The 23484-nt window shown below is 73.4% G+C and carries 21 protein-coding genes; 11 read left to right on the top strand and 10 right to left on the bottom strand.

From position 1 onward, the window contains the following. Positions 1-75: 75 nt before the first annotated feature. From IF20_RS32300 to paaI, 5 genes are all read right to left on the bottom strand, one after another. Entirely contained in the window at positions 76-672 is a 597-nt protein-coding gene (locus tag IF20_RS32300; RefSeq protein ID WP_052868972.1) for a histidine phosphatase family protein, read from the bottom strand. Further along, positions 665-1216 carry a thioredoxin gene (trxA, locus tag IF20_RS32305; protein ID WP_324605608.1) on the bottom strand — a complete coding sequence of 184 codons (552 nt, stop codon included), beginning with the start codon at positions 1214-1216 and terminating at the stop codon, positions 665-667. Before trxA ends, IF20_RS32300 begins: the two co-directional genes overlap by 8 nt. 79 nt (positions 1217-1295) lie before the next feature. After that, complete coding sequence (locus tag IF20_RS32310; protein ID WP_052868975.1) at positions 1296-1913, bottom strand: TetR/AcrR family transcriptional regulator; 618 nt, start codon at positions 1911-1913, stop codon at positions 1296-1298. Positions 1914-1949: 36 nt separating this feature from the next. Further along, positions 1950-3296: a phenylacetate--CoA ligase PaaK gene (gene paaK / locus IF20_RS32315; RefSeq protein ID WP_407702582.1), complete on the bottom strand. Its 1347-nt coding sequence runs from the start codon at positions 3294-3296 to the stop codon at positions 1950-1952. A gap of 5 nt (positions 3297-3301) precedes the next feature. Next, positions 3302-3679, bottom strand: a complete 378-nt coding sequence (gene paaI / locus IF20_RS32320) for a hydroxyphenylacetyl-CoA thioesterase PaaI (protein WP_052868978.1) — start codon at positions 3677-3679, stop codon at positions 3302-3304. 214 nt (positions 3680-3893) lie between these two features. Here paaI and paaN point away from each other — a divergent pair, with 214 nt between their 5' ends. The 9 genes from paaN to paaE all read left to right on the top strand — a co-directional run bounded on the left by paaN (position 3894) and on the right by paaE (position 13730). After that, a complete protein-coding gene (gene paaN, locus IF20_RS32325; protein ID WP_052869043.1) occupies positions 3894-5564 on the top strand; it encodes a phenylacetic acid degradation protein PaaN in 1671 nt (556 codons plus the stop codon). A 1-nt stretch (position 5565) separates the two neighbouring features. After that, entirely contained in the window at positions 5566-6804 is a 1239-nt protein-coding gene (locus tag IF20_RS32330; RefSeq protein WP_052868980.1) for a thiolase family protein, read from the top strand. A gap of 173 nt (positions 6805-6977) precedes the next feature. After that, positions 6978-7907, top strand: coding sequence for an enoyl-CoA hydratase/isomerase family protein (locus tag IF20_RS32335; RefSeq protein ID WP_110944747.1), 930 nt, complete (start codon positions 6978-6980; stop codon positions 7905-7907). Then, complete coding sequence (locus IF20_RS32340) at positions 7904-8785, top strand: 3-hydroxyacyl-CoA dehydrogenase family protein (protein WP_052868982.1); 882 nt, start codon at positions 7904-7906, stop codon at positions 8783-8785. The genes IF20_RS32335 and IF20_RS32340 overlap by 4 nt, the downstream gene beginning before the upstream one ends. Positions 8786-9542: 757 nt before the next feature. Further along, complete coding sequence (gene paaA, locus IF20_RS32345) at positions 9543-10547, top strand: 1,2-phenylacetyl-CoA epoxidase subunit PaaA (protein WP_110944761.1); 1005 nt, start codon at positions 9543-9545, stop codon at positions 10545-10547. Next, positions 10544-10858 (top strand): 1,2-phenylacetyl-CoA epoxidase subunit PaaB, encoded by a 315-nt coding sequence (gene paaB / locus IF20_RS32350; protein WP_052868986.1) that lies wholly within the window; start codon positions 10544-10546, stop codon positions 10856-10858. Before paaA ends, paaB begins: the two co-directional genes overlap by 4 nt. Before the next feature lie 21 nt (positions 10859-10879). Continuing rightward, on the top strand, positions 10880-11770 hold the full coding sequence (paaC, locus tag IF20_RS32355) for a 1,2-phenylacetyl-CoA epoxidase subunit PaaC (RefSeq protein WP_234426905.1): 891 nt from the start codon (positions 10880-10882) through the stop codon (positions 11768-11770). Between the two features lie 326 nt (positions 11771-12096). Continuing rightward, positions 12097-12615 carry a 1,2-phenylacetyl-CoA epoxidase subunit PaaD gene (paaD, locus tag IF20_RS40240; protein WP_234426911.1) on the top strand — a complete coding sequence of 173 codons (519 nt, stop codon included), beginning with the start codon at positions 12097-12099 and terminating at the stop codon, positions 12613-12615. Then, positions 12615-13730 carry a 1,2-phenylacetyl-CoA epoxidase subunit PaaE gene (gene paaE / locus IF20_RS32365; RefSeq protein WP_052868990.1) on the top strand — a complete coding sequence of 372 codons (1116 nt, stop codon included), beginning with the start codon at positions 12615-12617 and terminating at the stop codon, positions 13728-13730. The genes paaD and paaE overlap by 1 nt, the downstream gene beginning before the upstream one ends. A 57-nt stretch (positions 13731-13787) precedes the next feature. Here paaE and IF20_RS40245 read toward each other — a convergent pair whose 3' ends face one another. Continuing rightward, positions 13788-15524: a PucR family transcriptional regulator gene (locus tag IF20_RS40245; protein ID WP_234426906.1), complete on the bottom strand. Its 1737-nt coding sequence runs from the start codon at positions 15522-15524 to the stop codon at positions 13788-13790. Between the two features lie 337 nt (positions 15525-15861). On the opposite strand from IF20_RS40245, the gene lysA reads away from it, so the two are divergent. Then, positions 15862-17199 (top strand): diaminopimelate decarboxylase, encoded by a 1338-nt coding sequence (gene lysA / locus IF20_RS32375; protein ID WP_199896854.1) that lies wholly within the window; start codon positions 15862-15864, stop codon positions 17197-17199. 298 nt (positions 17200-17497) lie between these two features. Next, entirely contained in the window at positions 17498-18700 is a 1203-nt protein-coding gene (locus tag IF20_RS32380) for an MAB_1171c family putative transporter (protein WP_052868993.1), read from the top strand. Between the two features lie 60 nt (positions 18701-18760). Here IF20_RS32380 and IF20_RS32385 read toward each other — a convergent pair whose 3' ends face one another. From IF20_RS32385 to IF20_RS32400, 4 genes are all read right to left on the bottom strand, one after another. After that, positions 18761-20056: an acyltransferase family protein gene (locus IF20_RS32385; RefSeq protein WP_110944750.1), complete on the bottom strand. Its 1296-nt coding sequence runs from the start codon at positions 20054-20056 to the stop codon at positions 18761-18763. Between the two features lie 6 nt (positions 20057-20062). Further along, positions 20063-21259, bottom strand: a complete 1197-nt coding sequence (locus tag IF20_RS32390; RefSeq protein WP_052868995.1) for an MFS transporter — start codon at positions 21257-21259, stop codon at positions 20063-20065. An 85-nt stretch (positions 21260-21344) separates the two neighbouring features. Further along, positions 21345-22574, bottom strand: a complete 1230-nt coding sequence (locus IF20_RS32395; protein ID WP_052868996.1) for an acyltransferase family protein — start codon at positions 22572-22574, stop codon at positions 21345-21347. A gap of 85 nt (positions 22575-22659) precedes the next feature. Then, entirely contained in the window at positions 22660-23436 is a 777-nt protein-coding gene (locus tag IF20_RS32400; protein WP_052868997.1) for an alpha/beta fold hydrolase, read from the bottom strand. Between the last annotated feature and the right edge of the window lie 48 nt (positions 23437-23484).

A 23484-nucleotide genomic window follows, 5' to 3' on the forward strand; every position in this document is an offset into this window, starting at 1 on the left:
CGCACTCGTACGTGCGGCGGGCGGCGGGCGGCGGGCGGCGGGCGGCGGGCGGCGGGCGGCGGGCGGCGGGCCTGCCTACGGCGTCCGGGTGTTCCAGGCCACCACCGCCGGGCGGTCGTGTTCCGTGCCGAGCACGCCGACCGCACCGGTCTCGAAGGTGAACAGCGCACCGGCGGACGCGGGCAGCCCCAGCCGCCGGGCCGTGAGCACCCGCAGGAAGTGCGCGTGCCCCACCAGGGCCACGTCTCCGTCGTCCGCCTGCAGCCGGGGCTCCAGCCGGGCCAGAAGGCGGTCGGCGCGCGCCCCCACCTCCTCGGGTGACTCCCCCGGATGCCCTTCGGGGCCCGGCGGGACACCGTCGGTGAACAGGAACCACTCGGGGCGGGTGCGGTGGATGTCCACCGTGCGGACGCCTTCGTAGCCGCCGTAGTCCCACTCGACCAGGTCGGGGTCGACCTCGGTACGGGTCAGACCGGCCAGCTCGGCGGTCCTCCGGGCCCGTCCCAGGGGGCTGACCAGCGTCAGCGCCACTGTCCGGCCGGCGAGCAGCGGGCCCAGTTCCCGGGCCTGCTCCTCACCGCGAGCGGTGAGGGGGAGGTCGGTCCAGCTGGTGTGCTGTCCCGAACGGCTCCACTCCGTCTCACCGTGCCGGATCAGCAGCAGCTCACTCACCGCCGGCCTGCTGCTCCTTCTGAGCCTCCTCGACAGAAGCGCGGACCTCGTCCATGTTCAGGTTGCGGGCCTGGCCGATGACGTCCTCCAGGGCCTCCTCGGGGAGCGCGCCCGGCTGCGAGAAGACCGCGATGTTCTCCCGGACGATCATCACGGTGGGGATCGACTGGATCTGGAAGGCCGCGGCCAGCTCGGGCTGCGCCTCGGTGTCGACCTTGGCGAAGACCAGGTCCTCGTGCTTCTCGGAGGACTTCTGGAAGACCGGCGAGAACTGCTTGCACGGACCGCACCACTCGGCCCAGAAGTCGATGAGGACGAAGTCGTTCCCGGAGACGATCTCGTCGAAGTTGTCCTTGGTGAGCTCTACCGTGCTCATGTTCTTTCCCTGCTTCCGGTCCGGTCGTCGGTATTCAGCCGCGTCAACGGGGAACGCGAAGCGGCGTATTCCTCCAGGGTGTCCCAGATGCCGTGCTCCGCGACCCGCGCCACGCGGCCGCCCGGCTCCCCTGCCCACGTTGCGCCGTCCTAGACATCCGCAATCCACCGAATCCTGACGCGGTCGACGCCCGGGCGTGTCGCGGACCCGGCGCCGGCCGTCCCGGCGCGCCGCAACGGCCGGGCCACTAGGGCCGCTGCACCCGAAGACCGTCGAAGACCATGCTGGTCAGCGCGTCACCGAGCGCCGCGACGGACAGTCCGCCGTCCGGGCGATACCACTCGATCAAGGAGTTGACCGTCCCGAAGAGCAGCCGGCTGGTCAGCCCCGGCTCGATGTCGCCGCGCACCCCGCCCTCGGCCGCCGCCTGCCGCACCAGCTCCGCGACCCGGTGATCGAACTCACGCCGCCGCTCCAGGGCCCGCTGCTCCGCCTCGCTGTTCCCGTGCACCCGCAGCAGCAGCGTCACGTAGGGCAGCTCGGCGGCCAGGGTCTCGACGCTGCGCCGTACGGTGTGCTCCAGCCGGGCCGTGGCGTTCGCGTGCGCGCCGCACGGCTCGTCCAGTACGGCGAAGAGCGCGTCCAGCGCCCGGCTGACGGCCAGGTCGAGCAGTTCCTCCTTGCCGGACACGTGGTGGTAGATCGAGGACTTGCTGATGCCCAGCCGGCGGGCCAGCTCCTCCATGCCGGTGCCGTCGTAGCCGCGCTCGTTGAACACCGCGACCGCGACCTCCACGAGGGAGTCGCGGTCGTAGGTGGTCCGGCCCTGCCGTGCCCCCGGGTTCCGGTCGGGTCGTCTGATCATGCCCTCACTGTGACACGCCGGGCGCGGGGCACGGTCTCAGCCCTTGTCGCGGAGGTCGACGATGCGCTTGATCTTGCCCACCGAGCGCTGCAGCGTCTCCGGGTCGACGACGTCCACGCCCACCGTCACGCCCACGCCGTCCTTGATGCCCTTGGCGATCGTCTCAGCGGCCGTTGTGCGGGCCTCCGTGGCGGCGTCGGGGCGCGCCTCGACCCGTACGGTCAGATGGTCCATCCGGCCGCGCCGGGAGAGCTCCAGCTGGAAGTGCGGGGCGACCCCGGGGGTGCGCAGCACGATCTCCTCGATCTGCGACGGGAAGAGGTTCACCCCACGCAGGATGATCATGTCGTCGCAGCGCCCCGTGACCTTGGCCATCCGGCGGAAGCTCGGCCGGGCCGTGCCGGGCAGCAGGCGGGTGAGGTCGCGGGTGCGGTACCGGATGATCGGCAGCGCCTCCTTGGTCAGCGAGGTGAACGTCAGCTCGCCCTCCTCGCCCTCCGGCAGCACCTCGCCGGTGACCGGGTCGACGACCTCGGGGAAGAAGTGGTCCTCCCAGATGTGCAGCCCGTCCTTGGTGTCCACGCACTCCTGGGCCACGCCGGGGCCGATGACCTCGGAGAGGCCGTAGATGTCGACCGCGTGGATGTCCATCCGCTCCTCGATCTCGCGGCGCATCTCCTCGGTCCACGGTTCGGCGCCGAATATGCCGATCTCCAGCGAGGACGTGCGCGGGTCGATGCCCTGGCGCTCGAACTCGTCGAGGAGGGTGAGCATGTACGAGGGCGTGACGAGGATGATCTCGGGGCGGAAGTCCTGGATGATCTGCACCTGACGGGCGGTCATGCCGCCGGAGGCGGGGATCACCGTGCAGCCCGCGCGCTCGGCCCCGTAGTGCGCGCCGAGGCCGCCGGTGAACAGCCCGTACCCGTAGGAGTTGTGCACCTTGTGGCCGGGCCGGCCGCCGGCCGCGCGGATCGAGCGGGCGAACACGTCCGCCCACATGTCCAGGTCGGCCTCGGTGTACCCGACGACGGTGGGGCGGCCGGTCGTGCCGCTGGAGGCGTGCAGGCGCCGGACGTCCGCCATGGGCACGGCGAACATCCCGAAGGGGTACGTGTCGCGCAGGTCGGCCTTGGTGGTGAAGGGGAAGCGCGCGAGGTCCGCGAGGCTGCGGCAGTCCTCGGGGCGGACGCCGGCCGCGTCGAACTTCTTGCGGTACAGCTCCACGTTCTCGTAGGCGTGGCGCAGCGTGGCCCGGAGGTTGTCGAGTTGCTGCGCGCGCAGTTCGTCGAGGCTCATCCGCTCGCCCGCGTCCAGCAGTTCGGCGGGGAGCGGGGTGCCGGTCCTCCGCGCGCCCGCCGCGGCTTTCAGGTTGCTGCCCATGCTGCTCATTCCTCCACACCTCGGATCGCGCGGCTTCGCCCCCGGAACTCCGCGATGACTTCCGTACCCCGCCGGACGGTCACGTCGTATATGCCACTCCGTCCGTACCGCGCACGCTCCTCGGCCCGGGCCAAGAGGACGTCGCCCTGCTTCGCCGGCGCCACGAAGGTCACGTCGGCGCCGGCGGCCACGGTCACCGGGCCGTGGCTGTTGCAGGCGCAGGCGAAGGCGGTGTCGGCGAGCAGGAACAGGTAGCCGCCGTGGGCGATGCCGTGCCCGTTGACCATGGTCTCGTCGACGGTCATGCGGAGCAGCGCGGATCCCTCACCGGCCTCCAGTAATTCGATGCCGAGCCGCTGGGACGCCTGGTCGGCGGCGAACATCCGCTGGGCCGGACCGGAGTTTTCCACAGGACATCAACCACCCTTGCTGCCCGACCGAACATTCGGTTAGCGTGTCGACGCGGTTAAACAATCAGCATCTGAAACGCCTGTCAAGAGGTGGACTGCCTTGTCCGAGAGCGTCACTGATCGATCCGACGGCCGGTCCTCCGGTCACGCCACTGAGCGTCCCGACTTCTTCGCCCGTCACAAGGACCTGCTGGAGCGGGCCGTCGCCGCGGCCGGCGACCGTGACCACTGGTCGCCGCACCCGGAGTCCCCGAGCCCGAAGGTCTACGGCGCGGAGGCGGCGGACGCCGGCGAGGCCGCGTTCCGCGCCCACCTGAGCACCTCTTTCAAGCTCCCCGGGCACCCGCAGAGCGGCACGGTCGCCGTCGCCGAGCGCTCTCCGTACGGCCTGCCGCTGGACGTCGAGTATCCGCAGGTGACGCCCGAGGAGGCGGTGGCCGCGGCGAAGGCGGCGGCCCCGGCCTGGCGCGCGGCCACCCCGGACGTCCGCGCGGGCATCGCCGCCGAGATCCTGTCCCGGCTGAACGCCGCGAGCTTCGAGATCGCGCACGCGGTGCACCACACGACGGGCCAGCCCTTCGTGATGGCGTTCCAGGCGGGCGGGCCGCACGCGCAGGACCGCGGCCTGGAGGCGGTGGCGTACGCCTGGGCCGAGCAGAAGAAGCTCCCGGCGGTGACCCGCTGGACCAAGCCGCAGCGCAAGGGCGAGCCGCTGGTCATGGAAAAGACCTTCACCCCCGTGGGCCGCGGGGTGAACCTCCTGGTCGCGTGCAACACCTTCCCCACGTGGAACGGCTACCCGGGCCTCTTCGCCGGCCTGGTCACGGGCAACCCGGTGGTCGTCAAGCCGCACTCGGGCGCGGTGCTGCCGCTGGCGATCACCGTCCGGATCGCCCGCGAGGTGCTGACCGAGGCCGGCTTCGACCCGGACGTGATCCTGCTCGCGGCCGAGACCGCCGACCAGCGCACCGCAGCCGAACTTGCGCTGCACCCGGAGGTCCGCGTCGTGGACTTCACCGGCTCCAAGGAGTTCGGCAACTGGCTGGAGGACCACGCCCGCCAGGCCGTCGTCTACACGGAGAAGGCCGGTCTGAACACCGTCGTGCTGGACTCCACCGACGACTACAAGGGCCTGCTGCGCAACCTCGCCTTCTCGCTGTCCCTCTACAGCGGCCAGATGTGCACCACCCCGCAGAACCTCCTCGTCCCCCGTGACGGCATCACCACGGACCAGGGCACCCGGACCGCCGCCGAGTTCGCCGAGGACCTGGCGGGCGCGCTGGACAAGCTGCTCGGCGACCCGCAGCGGGCGGCCGGCACGCTCGGCGCGCTCGTCAACGACGGCGTACGGGCCCGACTCGCCGAGGCCGCAGGGCTGGGTCGGGCCGTGCACCCCTCGCGGACCGTCCCGCACCCGGAGTACGACGGCGCCACGCTGAGCACGCCGCACGTCGCGCTGCTGGACGCGACCGAGGACGCCGCGACGTACACCCGGGAGTGGTTCGGCCCCATATCGTTCGTGATCGCCACCGACTCCACCGAGCACAGCCTGCGGCTGTTCACCGAGACGGTCCGCGAGCACGGCGCGCTCACCGCCACCGTGCACGCCACCGGCGAGGACGTCCTGGAGGCCACCCGCGCCGCCGCCTTCGAGGCCGGCGTCCACCTCTCGGAGAACCTCACCGGTGCGGTCTTCCCCAACCAGACCGCGGCGTTCAGCGACTTCCACGGCAGCGCGGCGAACCCGGCCGCCTCCGCCACGCTCACCGACTCCGCCTTCATCACCGGCCGGTTCGACGTACTCCAGTCCCGCCGCCACGTGGCCCCCGAAGCGGCCACCGCCACCGAGGAGAGCTGACGTGTCCGACGAGGTCTACCTGGTCGACGGCGCCCGTACGCCGCAGGGCCGGTACGGCGGCGCGCTGGCCTCCGTACGCCCCGACGACCTGGCCGCACTCGTGGTCGGCGAGGCGGTGCGCCGGGCCGGTGCCCCGGCCGAGGCGGTCGACGAGGTCATACTCGGCGCGGCCAACCAGGCCGGCGAGGACAACCGCGACGTGGCGCGGATGGCCGTCCTGCTGGCCGGCCTGCCGCACAGCGTGCCCGGGTACACCGTCAACCGCCTGTGCGCGTCGGGCCTGACCGCCGTCGCCTCGGCCGCGCAGGCCATCAGGGCAGGCGAGGCGGACCTCGTGGTGGCGGGCGGCGTGGAGTCGATGACCCGCGCGCCCTGGGTCATGGCCAAGCCCGGCACGCCCTGGGCGAAGCCGGGCGAGGTGCACGACACCTCGCTGGGCTGGCGGTTCACCAACCCGAAGTTCGCCGCCGCCGACCGGGGGACGGCCGGGTCCGGGCCCGAGACGCCCAAGACGACGCTCTCCATGGGCGAGACAGCCGAGGAGGTCGCGGCCCTCGACGGCATCACGCGCGCCGAGTCCGACGCCTTCGCGCTCCGCAGTCACCAGCGGGCGGTCGCCGCGCAGGAGGCCGGACACTTCGACCGCGAGATCGTCCCGGTACCGGTCAAGGGCGCCAAGGCCGGTACGGACACCGAGGTGACCCGGGACGAGGGACCGCGCCCCGGCACGACGCTCGACAAGCTCGGCTCGCTGCGCACGATCTTCCGTGCGGACGGCATCGTGACGGCCGGTTCGTCCTCGCCGCTCTCCGACGGCGCTGCGGCGCTGCTGGTGGCGAGCAGCGAGGCGGTACGGCGGTACGGCCTGACGCCCCGGGCCCGCATCGTCACCTCCGCCTCGGCCGGCCTCCAGCCGAACCTCATGGGCCTCGGCCCCGTACCGGCCACGGAGAAGGCGCTCGCCCGCGCCGGCTGGAAGACCGCCGAGCTGGACGCGATCGAGCTGAACGAGGCCTTCGCCGCGCAGTCCCTGGCCGTCGTCCGGCGGCTCGGCCTGGACGAGGAGAAGGTCAACGCAGACGGCGGCGCCATCGCGCTCGGCCACCCCCTCGGCTGCTCCGGCGCCCGCATCCTCCTGACCCTGCTGGGCCGCCTGGAGCGCGAGGACGCCCGCCGGGGCCTGGCCACCCTGTGCGTAGGCGTCGGCCAGGGCGTCGCGATGCTGGTGGAGCGAATATGAGCGGCACGGCGCGGGAGCGCGCGGCAGCGGCACCGACAGCGGCAGCTACGGGTGCGGAGCACGCGGCGGCGGGAGGTACGGAGCAAGCGCCGGTGACGGCTGTGGAGCATCGGGCAGCTACGGGTGAGGAGCGCGCGGCGGCGGGAGGTACGGAGCGCGCGGCGGCTACGGGTATGGGGCGCGTGGTGAGCGGCGTGGGCGGTGCGGGGACGGACGGGTCGTTCGAGACGTTGCGGGTCGAGGAGCGGGCGGACCGGGTCGTGGTGACCCTGTACCGGCCCACGGCGCGCAACGCCATCAGCGGGCAGATGATCTCCGAGCTGCACGCGGTCTGCGACCTGCTGGAGCGCGACCCGAAGCTGCTCCTGCTCACCGGGCACGGCGGTGTCTTCGCGGGCGGTGCCGACATCGCCGAACTGCTGCGGCGCGGCCGGGACGAAGCACTGCAGGGCATCAACAGCCGACTGTTCGAGCGGGTACGCCGGCTGCCGATGCCCACGGTGGCCGCGGTGGAGGGCTGGGCGCTGGGCGGCGGCGCCGAGCTGAGCTACGCCTGCGACATCCGGATAGCCGGGCCGGACGCGGTGTTCGGCAACCCGGAGCCCGGACTCGGCATCCTCGCCGCGGCCGGTGCCTCCTGGCGGCTGCCGGAGCTGGTCGGCGAGTCGGTCGCCAAGCAGGTACTGCTCGCCGGACGGAACCTGGACGCGGCGGCGGCCCTCGCCACGGGCCTGGTCATGGAGGTCGTCCCCGCCGACGAGCTGCTGGACCGGGCGCACGCCGTACTGGACCGCATGGCCCGTTCCTCGGCGACGGCGCTGCGGCTGACCAAGCTCGTGGTGGACGCGCCCGGTGCGCACCCGGTCGCCGACGACCTCGCGCAGGCGGTGCTGTTCGAGGGGCAGGACAAGAGGGACCGGATGACGCGGTTCTTGGAGAAGCGGGGCCCGGAGAAACGAGGCCTGGAGGAAAGGGGCCCGGGGGAAAGAGGCCTGGAGGAAAGGGGCCCGGAGCAGCGGGACCTGGCCACGGAACCGGAGCAGCGGGACCTGGCCACGGGCCCCGAGAAGCGGGACCTGGCCATGAAGGGAGAGCAGGCATGAGCGCGGCAGCGGAGGAGGCCGGAGTGGACGCGGCACCGGAGGCGGTGGGCGTGATCGGCGGCGGCCGGATGGGCGCGGGCATAGCGCAGTCGTTCGCGGCGGCCGGTTCACGGGTCACGGTCGTCGAGAGCGGCGCCGAGGCCGCGGCCGCCGCGCTGGACCGGGTGGCCACCGGGCTCTCGCGCGCCGCCGAGCGCGGCAAGCTCGCGGAGCCGGCGGAGACGGTACTGGCCCGGGTGACCACGGTCGCCTCCCCCGACGAGCTGCCCGGCGAGGTCGAGCTGGTCGTGGAGGCGGTGCCGGAGGACGCGGCGCTCAAGGCGAAGGTGCTGGCCGCGGCGGAGGCGGCGGTGTCCGACGGCACGGTCCTGGCGACCAACACCAGCTCACTGTCGGTCACGGAGCTGAGCACGGCGCTCCGGCGTCCGGCGCGCTTCCTGGGCATGCACTTCTTCAACCCCGTGCCCGCCTCGGCGCTGATCGAGCTGGTCGTGGCCCCGGACACCGCGGACGCCACGCTGCAGGCGGCGCTCGCCTGGACGCGTGCGCTCGGCAAGACCGATGTCGTGGTCAAGGACTCCCCCGGCTTCGCCAGCAGCCGGCTGGGGCTGGCGCTCGGCCTGGAAGCGGTCCGCATGGTCGAGGAGGGCGTGGCCGAGCCCGCCGCGATCGACGCGGCGATGAGCCTGGGCTACAAGCACCCCATGGGCCCGCTGAAGCTGACCGACCTGGTCGGCCTGGACGTCCGCCTCGCCATCGCGGAGTACTTGCAGGCCACGCTGGGCGAGCGGTTCGCGCCGCCCGCCCTGCTGCGCGAAAAGGTGGCGCGCGGCGAACTGGGCCGCAAGTCGGGGCAGGGGTTCTACACATGGGACTGACCAGGGGCTGCTCGCCGTCGTCCGCCGGGTCGCGGACGACGGCGGGGCCGGGGCCTGGCGCCGGCCCGCCGTCTCGCGCAGGGCCCGACCCTGGCGTACGCCGAGGTCAAGCGACTGCTGCGGGGCGCCCCGGCGCCGGCTCCGGAGGACGTACTGACACGCGAGGCGGCAGCGCAGACCGCTCTCGGCGCGAGCCGCGACCATCGGTCGGCCGTCCGGCCTTTCCTCGACCGCGACCGCCCCGTCTTCGAGGGCCGCTGAGCGCAGGCCCGTCCGGTCAGGGGCCGGGCCACTGAGTGCAAGCCCATCCGGTCAAGGTCGGGCCACTGAGCACAGGCCCGTACCGCCGGAGGATCGGCTCGCTCAGCGCGTCCCCGGGCAGGGGATCGGTCGCTCAGCGCGGGCTCGTACCGCAACAGGGACGGCCGCTCATCGCAGTCCCCGGCCAGAGGACGGGGGCCGCTGAGCGCAAGGCCCACCCCCGTCGGGAAGCGGGCCACCGAGCGTGGCCTGCCCTTTCAGGGAAAGGGCTGACGGACCCAACCCTTGGCGCCTCTCCCTCAGGGGCCCCGGCCCCTGGCGCCTCGCCCTCAGGGACCTCGGCCCCTGGCGCCTCGCCCTCAGAGGCCCGGCCCCTGGTGCCTCTTTCTCAGGGGACGGGTTCGTCGATCGCACTGATTCACGGTTGGCCCTTGCCATGGGCGGCGAGATACACGAGACTGTTAACCGAACGAACGGTCGGTTGGGAAGGATGGACATGCCAAGCTCTGCCTCCTCGTCACCGGGCGACACCGCGGCGCCGCCCCCGGAGCAGGACCTCCAGGCGCACTTCGACCGCACCATCGCCCGGGACCAGCGCGTCGAGCCGCGGGACTGGATGCCGGAGGGGTACCGCAAGACGCTGATCCGGCAGATCGCCCAGCACGCCCACTCCGAGATCATCGGCATGCAGCCGGAAGGCGCCTGGATCACCCGCGCCCCCTCGCTGCGCCGCAAGGCGATCCTCTTCGCGAAGGTGCAGGACGAGGCCGGCCACGGCCTGTATCTGTACTCCGCGGCCGAGACCCTCGGCGCGGACCGCGACGACCTCACCCAGCGCCTGCTGGAAGGCCGGCAGAAGTACTCCTCGATCTTCAACTACCCGACCCCGACCTTCGCCGACGTCGGCGTCATCGGCTGGTTCGTGGACGGCGCGGCGATCTGCAACCAGGTCCCGCTGTGCCGCAGTTCGTACGGCCCGTACGCGCGGGCCATGGTGCGGGTCTGCAAGGAGGAGTCGTTCCACCAGCGTCAGGGGTACGAGCTGCTGCGCACGATGATGCGGGGCACGCAGGCGCAGCGCGACATGGTGCAGGACGCCGTGAACCGCTGGTGGTGGCCGTCCCTGATGATGTTCGGCCCGCCGGACGACGACTCCCCCAACTCCGCGCAGTCGATGGCCTGGCGCATCAAGCGGCACTCCAACGACGAGCTGCGGCAGAAGTTCGTGGACATGACCGTGCCGCAGGCCGACATGCTCGGCGTCACCCTCCCCGACCCCGAGCTGCGGTGGGACGAGGAGCGCGGTCGCCACCACTTCGGTACGCCGGACTTCGCCGAGCTGATGCGGGTCATCAAGGGTGACGGGCCGTGCAACGCCGAGCGGATGGCCCGGCGCCGCAGCGCCCACGAGGAAGGCGCCTGGGTGCGCGAAGCAGCGGTGGCACACGCCGCGAAGCAGGCCGAGCGGGCCCGCGCGGAGGACAAGGAGTACGCCGCATGAGCGAGACGCAGGAAGCACCGGGCGACACCAAGGGTCAGTGGCCGCTGTACGAGATCTTCGTACGGAGCAAGCGCGGGCTGAACCACGTACATGTCGGATCGTTGCGTGCCGCCGATGACCGGATGGCGCTCACGCACGCCCGGGACCTCTACACCCGGCGGAACGAGGGCGTTTCGATCTGGGCCGTGCGCAGTGCCGACATCGCGGCGTCCACGCCGGACGAGAAGGACCCGTTCTTCGCGCCCAGCGGCGACAAGGTCTACCGCCATCCCACCTTCTACGACATCCCGGCGGACGTCCCGCACATCTAGCGGAGCAGGAGCAGCTGAGACATGGCAGCCGACATGAGCGAGACGCACGACGCGCTCGACGACCACGTGTATCTCTCCCTGACGGACGGCGGCGACGAGGGCGACGCCCGCTGGGCCTTCGGTACGGGCTTCGCCGACCCGCTGCACGGCGTGGCGACGGCGCTGCCCGAGGGCGTGGACGCCGCGGCGCTGGCCGCGGTCTGCGTGGCCCTCGGGGACGACGCTCTGGTCAGCGCGCAGCGGCTGGCGGAGTGGGTCACCCGCGCCCCCGAGCTGGAGGAGGAGATGGCGCTCGCCAACATCGGCCTCGACCTCCTCGGCCAGGCCCGGTTGCTGTACGCCCGCGCCGGGCAGGCCGACGGCACCGGCCGGGACGAGGACGCGTACGCGTACTTCCGCGAGGCGGCGGACTTCCGCAACGTACGCCTGGCCGAGCTGCCCCGCGGCGACTTCGCGTTCTGCGTCGGCCGGCTGCTGGTGCAGTCCGCGTGGCGGCTGGCCCTCTTCGAGCGGCTGGCCGGCTGCGCGGACCCGGTGCTGGCGGCGGTGGCCGCGAAGGGCGTCAAGGAGCTGACGTACCACCGGCAGTACGCCGCGGAGTGGGTCGTCCGGCTCGGTGACGGCACGGCGGAGTCGCACCGGCGGATGGCCGCGGCCTGGACGGAACTGGCCCCCTGGCTGGGCGAACTGTACGCGGACCGGACCTGCGAGGACTTCGGCGTACCGGCGGCGGAGGTGGCCGAGGCGACCCGCTCGGTGCTCGGCCAGGTGTCCGAAGCGGCCGGGCTGGCGGCTCCCGAGGCCGCCCCGCTGCCGGGCTCCGGCCGGTCCGGTGACCGTACGGAGCATCTGGCGCCGCTGCTCGCGGAGGTGCAAGAGGTCGCCCGCGCCCACCCGGAAGCCGCGTGGTGACGATGACTACGGCATCGCACAGCACCGCGCCCGGCAGCACCACTCCACACAACACCACACCCGACAGCGCCGCAGCTCACCGCACCGAAACCGACAGCGCCACTCCTCACCGCACCACACCCGACAGCGCCGCAGCTCACCGCACTGCAACCGACAGCACCGCTCCTCACCGCACCACACCCGACAGCGCCGCGGCCCACCGCACCACACCCGACAGCACCGTTGCCCACCGCACCACACCCGACAGCAACGCGGCCCACCGCAGCGCTGCTCACCGTGCGGCACCGCACGCCGTCGCGGTGGGCACGGCCGCGGGCGGGGCGGCCCTGCGCACAGCGGCGGAGGCCCCCGTGACGCACGCCGAGCGGGTCGCCCGCGAGGTGGTCGATCCCGAGCTGCCCATGCTCACCCTCGCCGAACTGGGCGTGCTGCGCGGTGTCGAGGTGGCCGAGGACGGTTCGGTCACCGCCACCCTGACCCCGACCTACTCCGGCTGCCCGGCCATGGCCGAGATGCGGGCGACGCTCGCGGCCCGGCTGCGTGCCGCCGGGTATGCGGACGTCCGCATCGAGACGGTGCTGAACCCGCCGTGGACGACGGACTGGATCTCCGAGGAGGGCCGCCGCAAGCTCGCCGAGCACGGCATCGCCCCGCCGGGGCCGGCCCCGCGCCATCCGGAGGGCCCGGTCCTGCTGGACCTCTCGCCGACCCGCCGGGCCGTGCCCTGCCCGCGCTGCGGCTCCGCCGACACCGAGGAGGTCTCCCGCTTCGGCGCCACCTCCTGCCGGGCGCTGCGCCGCTGCCGCAGCTGCCGGGAACCGTACGAGCACGTCAAGGAGATCTGATGACCGCCCCCACCGCGCCCGCCTCCTCCGCCCCGGCGGCGGCCCCGGCCCGCCGGCGCCCGGCGTTCCACTCCCTCCGCGTCGCCGCCGTCGAGCCGCTGACCGAGGACTCCGCGGCCGTTTCCTTCGACGTACCGGAGGAGTTGGCCGGGGAGTTCGCGTTCGCGCCGGGCCAGTCGCTGACGCTGCGGCGGGAGATCGACGGCCGGGACGAGCGCCGCTCGTACAGCATCTGCGCCCCGGCCGGCGCGACGCCGCGCATCGGTGTCCGTGTCGTACCCGGTGGGCTGTTCTCGTCCTGGCTGGTCAACGATGTGCGCCCCGGGGACACGGTCGAGGTGATGGCGCCCACCGGCTTCTTCACCCCGGACCTCACCGTCCCTGGCCACCACGTCCTGATCGCGGCCGGCTCCGGCATCACCCCGATGCTCTCCATCGCCGCGTCCGTGCTGGCCGCCGACGAGGCCTCGCGGGTCACGCTCTTCTACGGCAACCGCCGTACCGCCACGGTGATGTTCGCCGATGAGCTGGCCGACCTGAAGGACCGTTTTCCCACCCGCTTCCAGCTGGGCCACGTCCTCTCCCGCGAGCCCCGCGAGGCCGAGCTGCTCTCCGGCCGCCTGGACGCGGACCGCCTCGCCGCGCTCATCGGCTCGCTGGTCGACGTGGCCGACGCCGATCACTGGTGGCTGTGCGGCCCACACGGCATGGTCCGCGACGCGCAAGCGGTGCTGTCCGGCCTCGACGTGCCCGAGGACCGCGTGCACCAGGAGCTGTTCTACGCCGACGACGAGCCGGTGCGCGAGGCGCGGCACGAAGAGGCCGCGGCCGACGGACCGGTCAGCGAGGTCACCATCACCCTCGACGGCCGGACGACCACCTCCCCGCTCCCCCGCGACCGCGCCATACTGGACGGCGCCCAACAGGCCCGCCCGGACGTCCCGTTCGCCTGCAAGGGCGGCGTCTGCGGCACCTGCCGCGCGCTGATCCGCGACGGCGAGGCGGACATGCGCCGCAACTTCGCCCTGGAGACCTCCGAGATCGACGCCGGCTACGTCCTCACCTGCCAGACCTTCCCGGCCTCCGACACCCTGACGGTCGACTTCGACAGCTGAGGCTCCGGACGCCGCGGGTCACCGCCGCGGGTCACCGCCGCGGCCCGGAACGGGCGGTCACGGCCGGCGCGCGCTCGCGGGCAGCGGTACCGACGCCGTGCGCCTCAGGTCCAGCCACGCCGCCAGCCGTACGTCCGGATCGTCCAGGTCCAGGGGGAACAGTTCGCGGACGCGGCGCAGGCGGTGCCGCAGGGTGTTGGGGTGCACCGTCAGGCGGGCGGCGGCCGCGGCCACGTCGCCGACCTCGGCCAGCCATGCCAGGACCGTCGCCGCGTAGTCCGTGCCCTGCTCGCGGTCGTGCGCCAGCAGGGCCGTGACGCCCGGCAGCCGGAGCCAGGGGGCCCGGTCCAGCTCGTCGCCGAGGCGGTCCAGCAGGATGCGGTGGCGTACGTCGTCGACCGTGGCCGCGGGTGCCGGCGCCCCGTTCGCGGGACGGACCGCTGCCGCCGTCGCGCGCAGGACGTCGTCCGCTTCCCGGCGCAGCGCGGCGGGTTGCAGCAGGTCGGTGTGCGGGCGGGTCACCGCGGCCCGTACGCCGTCCCCGACCGCCGGGCGGACGACGGCCAGCGCCGCGTCGGCGAACCGCCGGGCCGCCGCGGCCCCGGTGCCGGGCAGCAGCACGTACGCGGCGTCGACGGTGGCGGCCACGGTCGCCGCTTCCCGGTGCGCGGCGCAGTGCCGCACCAGGACCGCTTCGAGGTGGCCGAGCAGCGCGGCACCGGACGGTCCCGCGCCCGGCTCCGGCGCGAACGCCGCCAGACAGAACTCCTCGCCCGGCCGCAGCCCCAGCCGCACCGCCGCCTCGTCCGCGGGCGGACCCGCGCCGTTCAGCCCCGCGCCGTGCAGTCCAGCCCCGTTCAGCCCCGCGCCGTGCTGCACCGCCCCGTGCAGCCCCGCGCTGTGCAGCACCGCGCGGAAGGCATCGCGGCGCAGCCGGCGTTCCGTCTCCGGCGAGTGCAGCGCCCGCAGCAGGTGCGGTGCGGCGAGCTGGGCGGCGTCCCGGAGCGCGGCGGCGGCCTCGTCGGACAGCCCGTCGGCCGGTTCGATCGCCCAGAGCGTGCCGAGCGGCAGTGCCCCGGCCCGTACCGCGACGGCGGCGCGCGCCAGCTCGTCGCCGCGGGCCGGGAAGCGGACGACGCCGGGCGCCGCGAGCACCTCGCGGTACTGGCGGCGTTGTGCGGGGATGTCCGGGACCCGGCGCTGGAGGATGCCCCGCTCCCGCAGGGCGTCGATGCGCTGGCCGGACACCTTGGAGTAGGCCACGACGTTCTGGTCGAGGTCCTCGATGGCCACCGAGCCGCCGGCCACGGCCGCGAGGGTGTCCGCGAGCGCGAACAGCTCGGCGCCGCCGGCCGGTGCCGCGCCGGCCGCGCCGCCGATCCCGTACGCCGCGAGCGCGCAGCTCAGCTCCGCGTCCACCTGCCGCCAGGGCACCGCGTCCCCGGCCGTCAGCACCGCGATCCCGCACGCGTCGGCCGTCTCGATCAGCCGCGCCGGGTCCTGGCCGCGCTCCTTGACCACCACGGCGGTGAACCCGCGCTCGGCCGCCTGCCGCACCACCGTGCAGGCCCGCGGGTCCGTCACGTCCGTACCGACGAGCAGCAGCACGGCGGCGGGCGCGGGCGGCAGCGGGTCGCCGGGGTCGTGGATCATCGTGCCGCGTACCGGGACGTCCAGGCCGGCGGGGGCGGTCGGCACGCGCACGAGCACACCGGGCGCCCCTTCGACGAGCAGTCGCAACGTGCCGGCGGCCCGCTCCCCCCACGGCTCAGGCCCTCCGAGCGGCCCGTCCACCGCAGCACCGTTCGCCGCGGCACCGGCCACCCCCGCACCCGCACTCGCATCGGCACCCGCAGTCGCGGTCGCACCCGCAGGCGCAGTCGCACCCGCAGGCGCAGTCGCAGGCGTGTGAGACGCAGCAAACGCCGTGCCGGCCGCCGTTACGGCCGCCTCACCCGCCGTCCCCGACGCCTCACCCGGCACCCCCGATGCCTCAGCCCGCGTTGTCGGATCGGACAACGGCCCCCTCGCTTCCTGTGTCGATCGGCCGGGGCCCCGGCCCCGTGCGGGCTGCCACGATAGCCGCGCAGATCGCCGTATCCCGCCGCCGCAGTGACAGGAGCCCGCACCCGTGACCGTGACCGACCGGCCCGCGCCGGCCCCCGCCGCCGACCTCGTAGGGCTCTTTCCACCCGGCTCCCACCTGGACCGGGACGGCGAGCTGGTGGTCGGCGGCTGCCGGCTGACCGACCTCGCCGAGCGGTTCGGGACGCCCGCCGTGATCGTGTCCGAGGCGGCCCTGCGCGAGCGGGCCCGCCAGTACGTACGGGCCCTCGCCGCGCATTGGCCGAACAGCCAAGCCGTCTTCGCCTCCAAGGCGTTCCCCTGTACGGCGGTGATCCGCGTGCTGACCGAGGAGGGGCTGGGGGTCGACGTGGCCGGGGGCGGCGAACTGGCCGCCGCGCTCGCCGCCGGTGCCGACCCGGCCCGCCTCGTCGTGCACGGTAACGCCAAGACCGAGGAGGAACTGGCCATGGCCGTCGAGGCGGGCGCCGGCACGATCGTGGTGGACAACCACGACGACATCGACCGCCTGGAGCGCCTCGTGCCCGCGGGCGCGGAGCAGCGCGTCCTCCTCCGCGTGATCCCGGAGGTCGAGGCGGACACGCACGCCGCCATGGCCACCGGGCACCGCGGTTCGAAATTCGGCCTGGCGGTTCCGGACGCGGTCCGTGCGGCCGCCCGGATACGGGCGAGCGACCGGCTGCGCCTGGAGGGGCTGCACGCCCACGTCGGTTCGCAACTGCTGGAGACCGCGCCCTTCGCCCGGGCCGTCGAGGCGCTGGGTGCCCTCGGCGAACTGGGCGAGCACGCGGTGTACGACCTCGGCGGCGGCCTCGGCGTGCGCTACACCTACGACGACGCCCCGCCGAGCGTCGAGGAGTACGTCCGCACCCTGACCGATGCCGCCCGCACGCGGCTCCCGAAGGGCGCCCGTCTGCTCATCGAGCCCGGCCGTTCCCTCGTGGCGGGCGCCGCGCTCACGCTCTACCGCGCGGTGACGGTGAAGCCGGGCCCGCGCACGCTGGTCGCGGTCGACGGCGGCATGGGCGACAACCTGGAGCCGATGCTCTACGGGCAGCGCTTCGAAGCCACGGTCGCCACGCGGGTCGGCGGCGGCGACCCCTGCGACCTGGTGGGTCGGCACTGCGAGTCCGGCGACACGCTGATCCGCGGCGTACCGCTGCGCGACCCGCGCCCCGGCGACGTCATCGCCGTACCGGTCACCGGCGCGTACTGCTACTCCCTCTCGAACAACTACAACGGCGCCCGCCGCCCTCCGGTGGTCTTCTGCCACGCCGGCACGGCCCGCGAGGTCGTCCGCCGCGAGACCTACGAGGACCTGCTGCGCCGGGACGTGCCGGCGGGAGGAGAGGCACAGCGGACCGCGGTGGGTGGCGACGGGTGAGTTTGCCGCTCGCCGCGGGGCCGCCGTAGGTTGCTTCCCTGGTCGGCATGGGCTCAATGGCGCGTCGTGATGCAGTCCTGGGAATGGCTCTGCAACAAGGGGGACGCGTGTTCGGTCGACGGATGCGGGATGCAGGGGAGTGCCGTGGGGGCACCTCGCGCGCCCGACGCCACGTGAGGCAGGAGTGCTGCGCCGGAGTCGCCGGCGCGGCGATAGTTCGGCGGGGCGCTTCGAAGGCGCGGCTCACGCGGGCTTCTCGACGCCCCGTGCCGCAGCCGTGCGCGCGTGGTTGGCTGATGTGAAGAACGTCAACCTGCTGGCGATCGTCACGTTGCTCGGTGGCACGGTGTGGACGCTTCCGCTGCTGATCCGGCAACGCTTCCGCGCTCCCATGCGACTGCACCTGTGCCTGTCGCTGTTCCTGCTGGGCATGGGGAACGTACTGGGCCAACTGTCCGATCCGGCGCTGCTGGACGGCCTGTTCTGCACCGGGTTCACGAAGCTCGCGTACAACGTGGCCATCCTGTCCGGGCTGTGCCTCATGATCGGCTTCCTGTGCGAGCACCCCCTGCAGCGCCGGACGCTGTGGAGCAGGTGGGAGGTGGTGTTCTGCCTGTGCTGCCTCACGGCGATGGTCGCCGTGACCATGCTGCTGCCACCCCACCTGCGCAACCACACCTTCGCGCTGCCCTATCTGGACGACTGGCGGGTGCGCGCGTTCTACGACATCGGCGGCGCCTATCTGGCCTTCGGCTATCTGACGTGCGCCGTGCTCGCCGCCCGGCATGCCCGGCGCGGCCGGCCGCTGCTCCGGGTGTCCCTGAGCGCCGTCTCCGCCGGCCTCCTCGGGCTCTCCCTCAGTTGCGCGTTGCGGATGCTGTGGGTCAACTGCCGGGGGTGCCGCGGATACGGGCATCCCCTCACCTACGCGAACATCTTCCTCCTGGGGCAGGTGGCGACCATCGTGGTGTGCGTCGGGCTGAGCCTGCCGTGCTTCGCGAGTGCGGCCCAGTTCTTCCGGGAGCGCGCCGTCCACCGGGCCCGGTTCCGCGAGTTGGAGGAGCTGTGGCGGCGACTCGTGGACTTCTACCCGGAGCTGGTGCTGGACCAGCCGCGGGAGCACCGGTGGCTGCCGCGCCTGGACTACACCTCGGCCGTGTACCGCCGGTACGTGGAGTGCCGGGACGGCCTCACGCGGCTCAGCCCCTATTTGCACCGTGCCTCGGAGGAGGCGGCGGTGCCGGAGGAAGCGGCCCGGGGGACGGCTCCGCCGGCCGCCGGGCAGGGCCTGGTGCACCTGGTCGACCGGGCCCTGCGGCTGCGCGGCGAGGCGGACCGGGCCGATGCGGTGACGCCGGCGCCGTCGGTCTTCGCGACCTTGGGGGACAACCACGACGCGGACTACGAAGGCGATCTGGGCGACCTGATCGCGCTCTCCCGCGGGCTGCGGGAGCTGCGTTCCGGTACGGCGGGGAAGGCCGCGCGCGCCGCCCGCGGCTGAGGACCGCGCCCGGCCCGGCCGGGGCCCGCCCCCCGGCGCCCGCCCCGGCCCGGTACCGCCTCAGGCCGCGGGCACCGGGTCCGACCCGCCATCCTCGGCCGGCGTGGGCGCCGCCCCTGTGCGTACCCGGACGGGCGAGACGACGACTCGTCCGGCCGGTGCCCGGGGCGTGCGCGTGCGGGGCCGGGCCCACCGCATGGCGGGGCGTTCGACGCACACCATCAGCAGCCAGCCGAGTGCCAGCGTGACCGTGAGCAGGACGAGCAGTTCGAGCACGCCGCCGAGCAGGCCGTAGGTCTCGTTGTGCAGGATCCGGGTCCGGCCGTAGTAGAGGACCACGTACTGGGCGAGGTAGAAGCCGAAGGACACCTCCCCCAGCCACTGCATCACGCGGCCCCGCAGCGCGGTGCGTTCGCCGCGGAGGTCGGCCACGGCCACCGCGCACACCAGCACGCCGACCGGGACGATGGTGGCCACGGTGAACCCGTACAGGAACGGCACGTTGAGCGCCAGCGCGTAGCCGGCCACCGCCAGCGCGAGCGCGCCGGCGAGGGGGACGCGGGGGAACCGGCCCGCCAGGACCAGCCGGGCCAGCAGCATGCCGAGGACGAACTCGAAGAGGCGGCCAGGGGGGAAGTTGTAGCCGAGCCAGAACTGCAGCGAGGAGATCGGGAATCCCTCGGGGGTACGCGGCTGCGCCGGCACCAGCAGGTCGACGGCGACTTCGAGGGCCACCATGCCGGCGACCATGGCACCGGCCCACGCCCACAGCCGCTCCGTCCGGATGCGCCGCACCGGCCCGATGAGGAAGGGGAAGAGCAGGTAGAACAGCAGCTCGCTGCAGAGGGACCAGCTCGGCGCGTTGACGCTGATGTAGATGCCGTGCTGCGGGAACCAGGAGTGGACCAGGAACAGGTTCGGCAGCCATGCGGTCAGCGGAGTCGCAGCCCCGGCGAACAGCACCATCGCCAGGGCCCACACGGCGACGTGGTTGGGGAAGATCTTCAGCAGTCGACGGCGCCAGAATCCGACGACCGTGTCGTCCCGCCGGCTCGACCAGGTCAGGACGAAGCCGCTCAGCACGAAGAAGAAGGACACCCCCATCCAGCCCGCCTTGCTGAACAGCCACTGGAATCCCTCGGCCACGCCGCGGTCGCCGAAGGGGTTCGTCAGGGGATCGAAGAAGGAGGAGTGGAAGAAGAAGACCAGGACTGCCGCGATGAACCGCAGGCCGGTCAGCGAGGGCAGGGGTGCCGGGCGTCCGGACGAGGTCTCCGTGGCGGTACGGGCGGGGTGCTCACCGGACGGTCTCCGGCCGGGCTCCTGGCCGGGCGGGGCGTTGAGTGGTGCGGTCACGACGGCTCATCTCTTGGCGGTGGAAACGGCGAGGGGGTGGGCGTGCGGAGTGGGGTCGGCCGGGGCGCGGCGGGCCGCGCGGCGCAGGCCGAGCACGAGCAGCGCACCTCCGGCGGTGAGCGCGGCGGCGGCGAGGGGCACGGCGCGGGTGCCGAAGACGGAATCGGTGAACAGGCCGCCGAGCCACGACCCGAGCGCGGCGCCGAGCCCGAAGGCGGACATGTTGGCGGTCAGCGACAGGGTGGGCGCGTCGGCCGCCTCGGTCAGCACCTTGGTCTGGAGGCCGGGGATCAGGGCGAAGGTGGCGAGCGAGAACAGCACGAGGGCGACGGCGCCGCCGAGCGCGTACGGGGCGAGGAGCCAGACGAGCAGGCAGACGGCCACCAGGGTCCAGGACAGCTGTCCCACCGCCCGGTCGACGCCGCGGTCCGCGTACCGCCCGCCGAGCAGGTTGCCGACGATGGAGCCCACGCCGTAGGCGAGGAGCACGACGGGCACCCAGTGCCGCGGGAGGTGGCCGACGCCGGTCAGCAGCGGCACCATGTACGTGATCAGGGTGAACATGCCGCCGGAGCACAGCACGGTGGCGCCCACGGTGCCCCAGACGTTCGGGCGGCGGAAGACCCGGGCCTCGTGGGCCGCCGTCACGGTCGGGGTGGGGGTGTCGGGTACCCAGGCGAGGACGAGGGCGATGGCCACCGTGGCCAGCGCCGCGACGATGCCGAACGGGGCCCGCCAGTCGTAGTGCTGGGCGAGGAAGGACCCCATGGGTACGCCGAGGACGGTGGCGAGGTTGATGCCGAGCTGGGTGGCCGCGACGGCGGCGCCTCCCTTGCCCTCGCCGACCATGGCACCCGCGGTGACGACGCACACGGCCATGAAGGTGCCGTGCACCACCGCGGTCAGCACCCGGCCGGCCAGCAGCACACCGAAGTTCGGCGCCAGGGCGCAGACGACATTGCCCAGGACGAAGACGGCCAGCAGTCCCACCAGCAGCAGCTTGCGGCGGACGCGCGTGGTGAGCGCGGTGACGAGCGGGCCGCCGACCACCATCGTCAACGCGTACGCGGTCACCAGCAGGCCGGCCATGGCCAGGCTCACGGTGAGGTCGGCGGAGAGGTCGTCCAGCATGCCACTGGGCGACAGCTCCGCGGTGCCGACGCAGAAGATCGCAAGGATCAGGGCGGCGAGTCGGAACGGCATGGGGCACCTTCGGTCGTGCAGGGCGGGCACCCCGCGCGCAGCGGTCGCGCGGGGTGCGGGGGCGCGGAATCGGACGGTGGCCGGGTCAGGCGGCCGCGGCGAGGTCGGGGGTCTTGGCCCGCTTGCGGGCCCAGCGGCGTACCAGCGGCTTCTCGACCCAGGCGTACATCGCCCAGGAGAGCAGGATCGACACGGCGCACTCGGCGGCGGCGAAGGCGACCACGGCCCAGCCGGACGCCAGCCGGGCATCGAGCAGGTTGCGCGCCTCGGAGAGCACGACGAAGTGCAACAGGTAGAAGGCGAAGGAGACTTCGCCGAGCCAGACCATCGCGCGGCCCCGGAAGGGGGTCGGCCGGCCCGCCGCGTCCGCCAGCGCGCCGGCCGCGATCAGCAGCGCGCACGGCACCAGGCACACCGCACGCTGCGCGAACAGGTAGGGCACGCCGGGGAGTTCGGCGATCACATAGCTCGCGACGAGCAGCAGGCCGGACCAGGCGAGGCCGATGTTGCGCCAGCGGCCCAGCATGACGGCGCGGGCGACCAGGATGCCGAGCAGGAAGTCGAGCAGCCGGGCGGGCGGGAAGACGTAGGCGAACCAGAGGTGGAGCCCGGAGACGCCGGGCTCGTTCGACATGTAGACGTCGCCCGCGGGGATGAAGGTGGTGGCCAGCCACGGGGTGGCGCACACCCCGGCGATGACGCCCACGATCCAGAACTTCAGCCGCTGCGGGGCGATGCGCCGCACTCCGGCGAAGAGCAGCGGGAAGCACAGGTAGAAGAAGACCTCGGTGGACAGCGACCAGCCGGGGGAGTTCACGCTGAAGTTGGTGTCGTAGTCCGGCACCCAGGACTGGAGCATGAAGAAGGTGGCCACCGACCGCCACGGGGCGGTACCGGCCGCGATCAGCAGCATCGCGAGCGCCCAGGCGACGAGGTAGTTGGGCACGATCTTCACGTACCGCCGGCGCCAGAACGAGGTCCGCGGGTCCCCGTCGCGCGCCGACCAGGCGAGGACGAAGCCGCTGAGGACGAAGAAGAAGGTCACGCCCAGGCCGCCGGCCTGCTCGACCAGGCGGGCGAAGAGGGTGTCGTTGGCGTCGCCGGCCATGAGCCAGTGGGCGGGCAGGGAGAGGTGGAAGAGGAAGACCAGCAGCGCTGCCGGGAACCGCAGGCCCGTCAGGGAGGGCAGCCGGACCGACGGGCCGCCGATCCGCGGCGCGTCGGCGGCCGAGGCCGGGCCGGCGGGGTCCACGGGCCCGGGTGTCGACGGTGACGGCGGTATGAGCTGGGTCGGGGTGGTCTGGTGCGTGGCCATGGGCGGGCTGCGATCCTTCGGCTCGGATGGGCGCGGCGGGCGGGGCGCAGTGGCGGGGGCCGCTCCTGCGCCCGCGCCGCGGGGGTCAGGCCAGGAAGTTCCGGATGCTGGTCACCAGCTCCTCCGGCGCCTCGGCCGGTACGAGGTGACCGCTCTCGATCTCCAGGTAGCTGCTGCCGGGGATGGCCTCGTGCAGTTCCCGGGAGTGCTCGACGGGGACGAGCTGGTCGTGGCGGCAGCCGACGACCAGCGTGGGGACGCCGATCTTCGGCAGCAGCTCGCGGATGTCGGCCTCCAGGCCGAGCTCGATCTGCCGGAGCGTGCCCTCGTTGACCTCGGCGCCGCCCACGGCCGCGTCGAACGTCTCCGCGTCCAGGTTGGCCAGGAACCCCGGGGTGAAGAGCAGCAGGCTGATGTAGTGCGAGTACAGCTCCGGGTCGAGGTCGGCCAGCCGGCGCCAGAGGGTGAAGCCCAGCCGCTTGCGCAGGTCGTCGTTGCGGGCCCAGCCGGCCACCAGCACCAGCCGGCGGACCCGCTCGGGGCGGCGGGCGGCGGCCATCACGGCGATGAGCGCGCCGAGCGAGAAGCCCACGACGTCGACGGGCTCGTCGGTCGCCTCGTCGGCGGCGCCGAGCACCTGGTCGGCGAGGTGCTCCAGCGCCAGCGGGCTGCCGTCGTCGACGGTGTCACCGCTGCCCGCGTAGTCGGGAAGGATCACGGTGTGCCGGTCGGTGAACTCCTTGACCAGATGGCCGTAGTTGGTCTCACCGGTGGCGCCGGTGCCGTGCACCAGGAGCAGCCCGGGGCCCTCTCCCTCGGTGCGGTAGTGAACGGTCGCGCTGTCGACGGACGTGTGGGGCATCTCAATTGCCTTCCTGGGTGGAGCAGTAGGGGGTGATCGGCACGGCCG

This window comes from Streptomyces niger, assembly GCF_000718305.1.
GTDB classification, from domain to species: Bacteria; Actinomycetota; Actinomycetes; order Streptomycetales; family Streptomycetaceae; genus Streptomyces; species Streptomyces niger.

Bases quoted from the DNA above. Each gene is read 5' to 3' on its own strand.
- IF20_RS32310 (WP_052868975.1), bottom strand. From the start codon at position 1,913: ATGATCAGACGACCCGACCGGAACCCGGGGGCACGGCAGGGCCGGACC.
- paaK (WP_407702582.1), bottom strand. From the start codon at position 3,296: ATGGGCAGCAACCTGAAAGCCGCGGCGGGCGCGCGGAGGACCGGCACC.
- paaI (WP_052868978.1), bottom strand. From the start codon at position 3,679: ATGTTCGCCGCCGACCAGGCGTCCCAGCGGCTCGGCATCGAATTACTG.
- IF20_RS32335 (WP_110944747.1), top strand. From the start codon at position 6,978: ATGGGGCGCGTGGTGAGCGGCGTGGGCGGTGCGGGGACGGACGGGTCG.
- IF20_RS32340 (WP_052868982.1), top strand. From the start codon at position 7,904: ATGAGCGCGGCAGCGGAGGAGGCCGGAGTGGACGCGGCACCGGAGGCG.
- paaA (WP_110944761.1), top strand. From the start codon at position 9,543: ATGCCAAGCTCTGCCTCCTCGTCACCGGGCGACACCGCGGCGCCGCCC.
- paaB (WP_052868986.1), top strand. From the start codon at position 10,544: ATGAGCGAGACGCAGGAAGCACCGGGCGACACCAAGGGTCAGTGGCCG.
- paaC (WP_234426905.1), top strand. From the start codon at position 10,880: ATGGCAGCCGACATGAGCGAGACGCACGACGCGCTCGACGACCACGTG.
- paaE (WP_052868990.1), top strand. From the start codon at position 12,615: ATGACCGCCCCCACCGCGCCCGCCTCCTCCGCCCCGGCGGCGGCCCCG.
- IF20_RS32390 (WP_052868995.1), bottom strand. From the start codon at position 21,259: ATGCCGTTCCGACTCGCCGCCCTGATCCTTGCGATCTTCTGCGTCGGC.
- IF20_RS32395 (WP_052868996.1), bottom strand. From the start codon at position 22,574: ATGGCCACGCACCAGACCACCCCGACCCAGCTCATACCGCCGTCACCG.
- IF20_RS32400 (WP_052868997.1), bottom strand. From the start codon at position 23,436: ATGCCCCACACGTCCGTCGACAGCGCGACCGTTCACTACCGCACCGAG.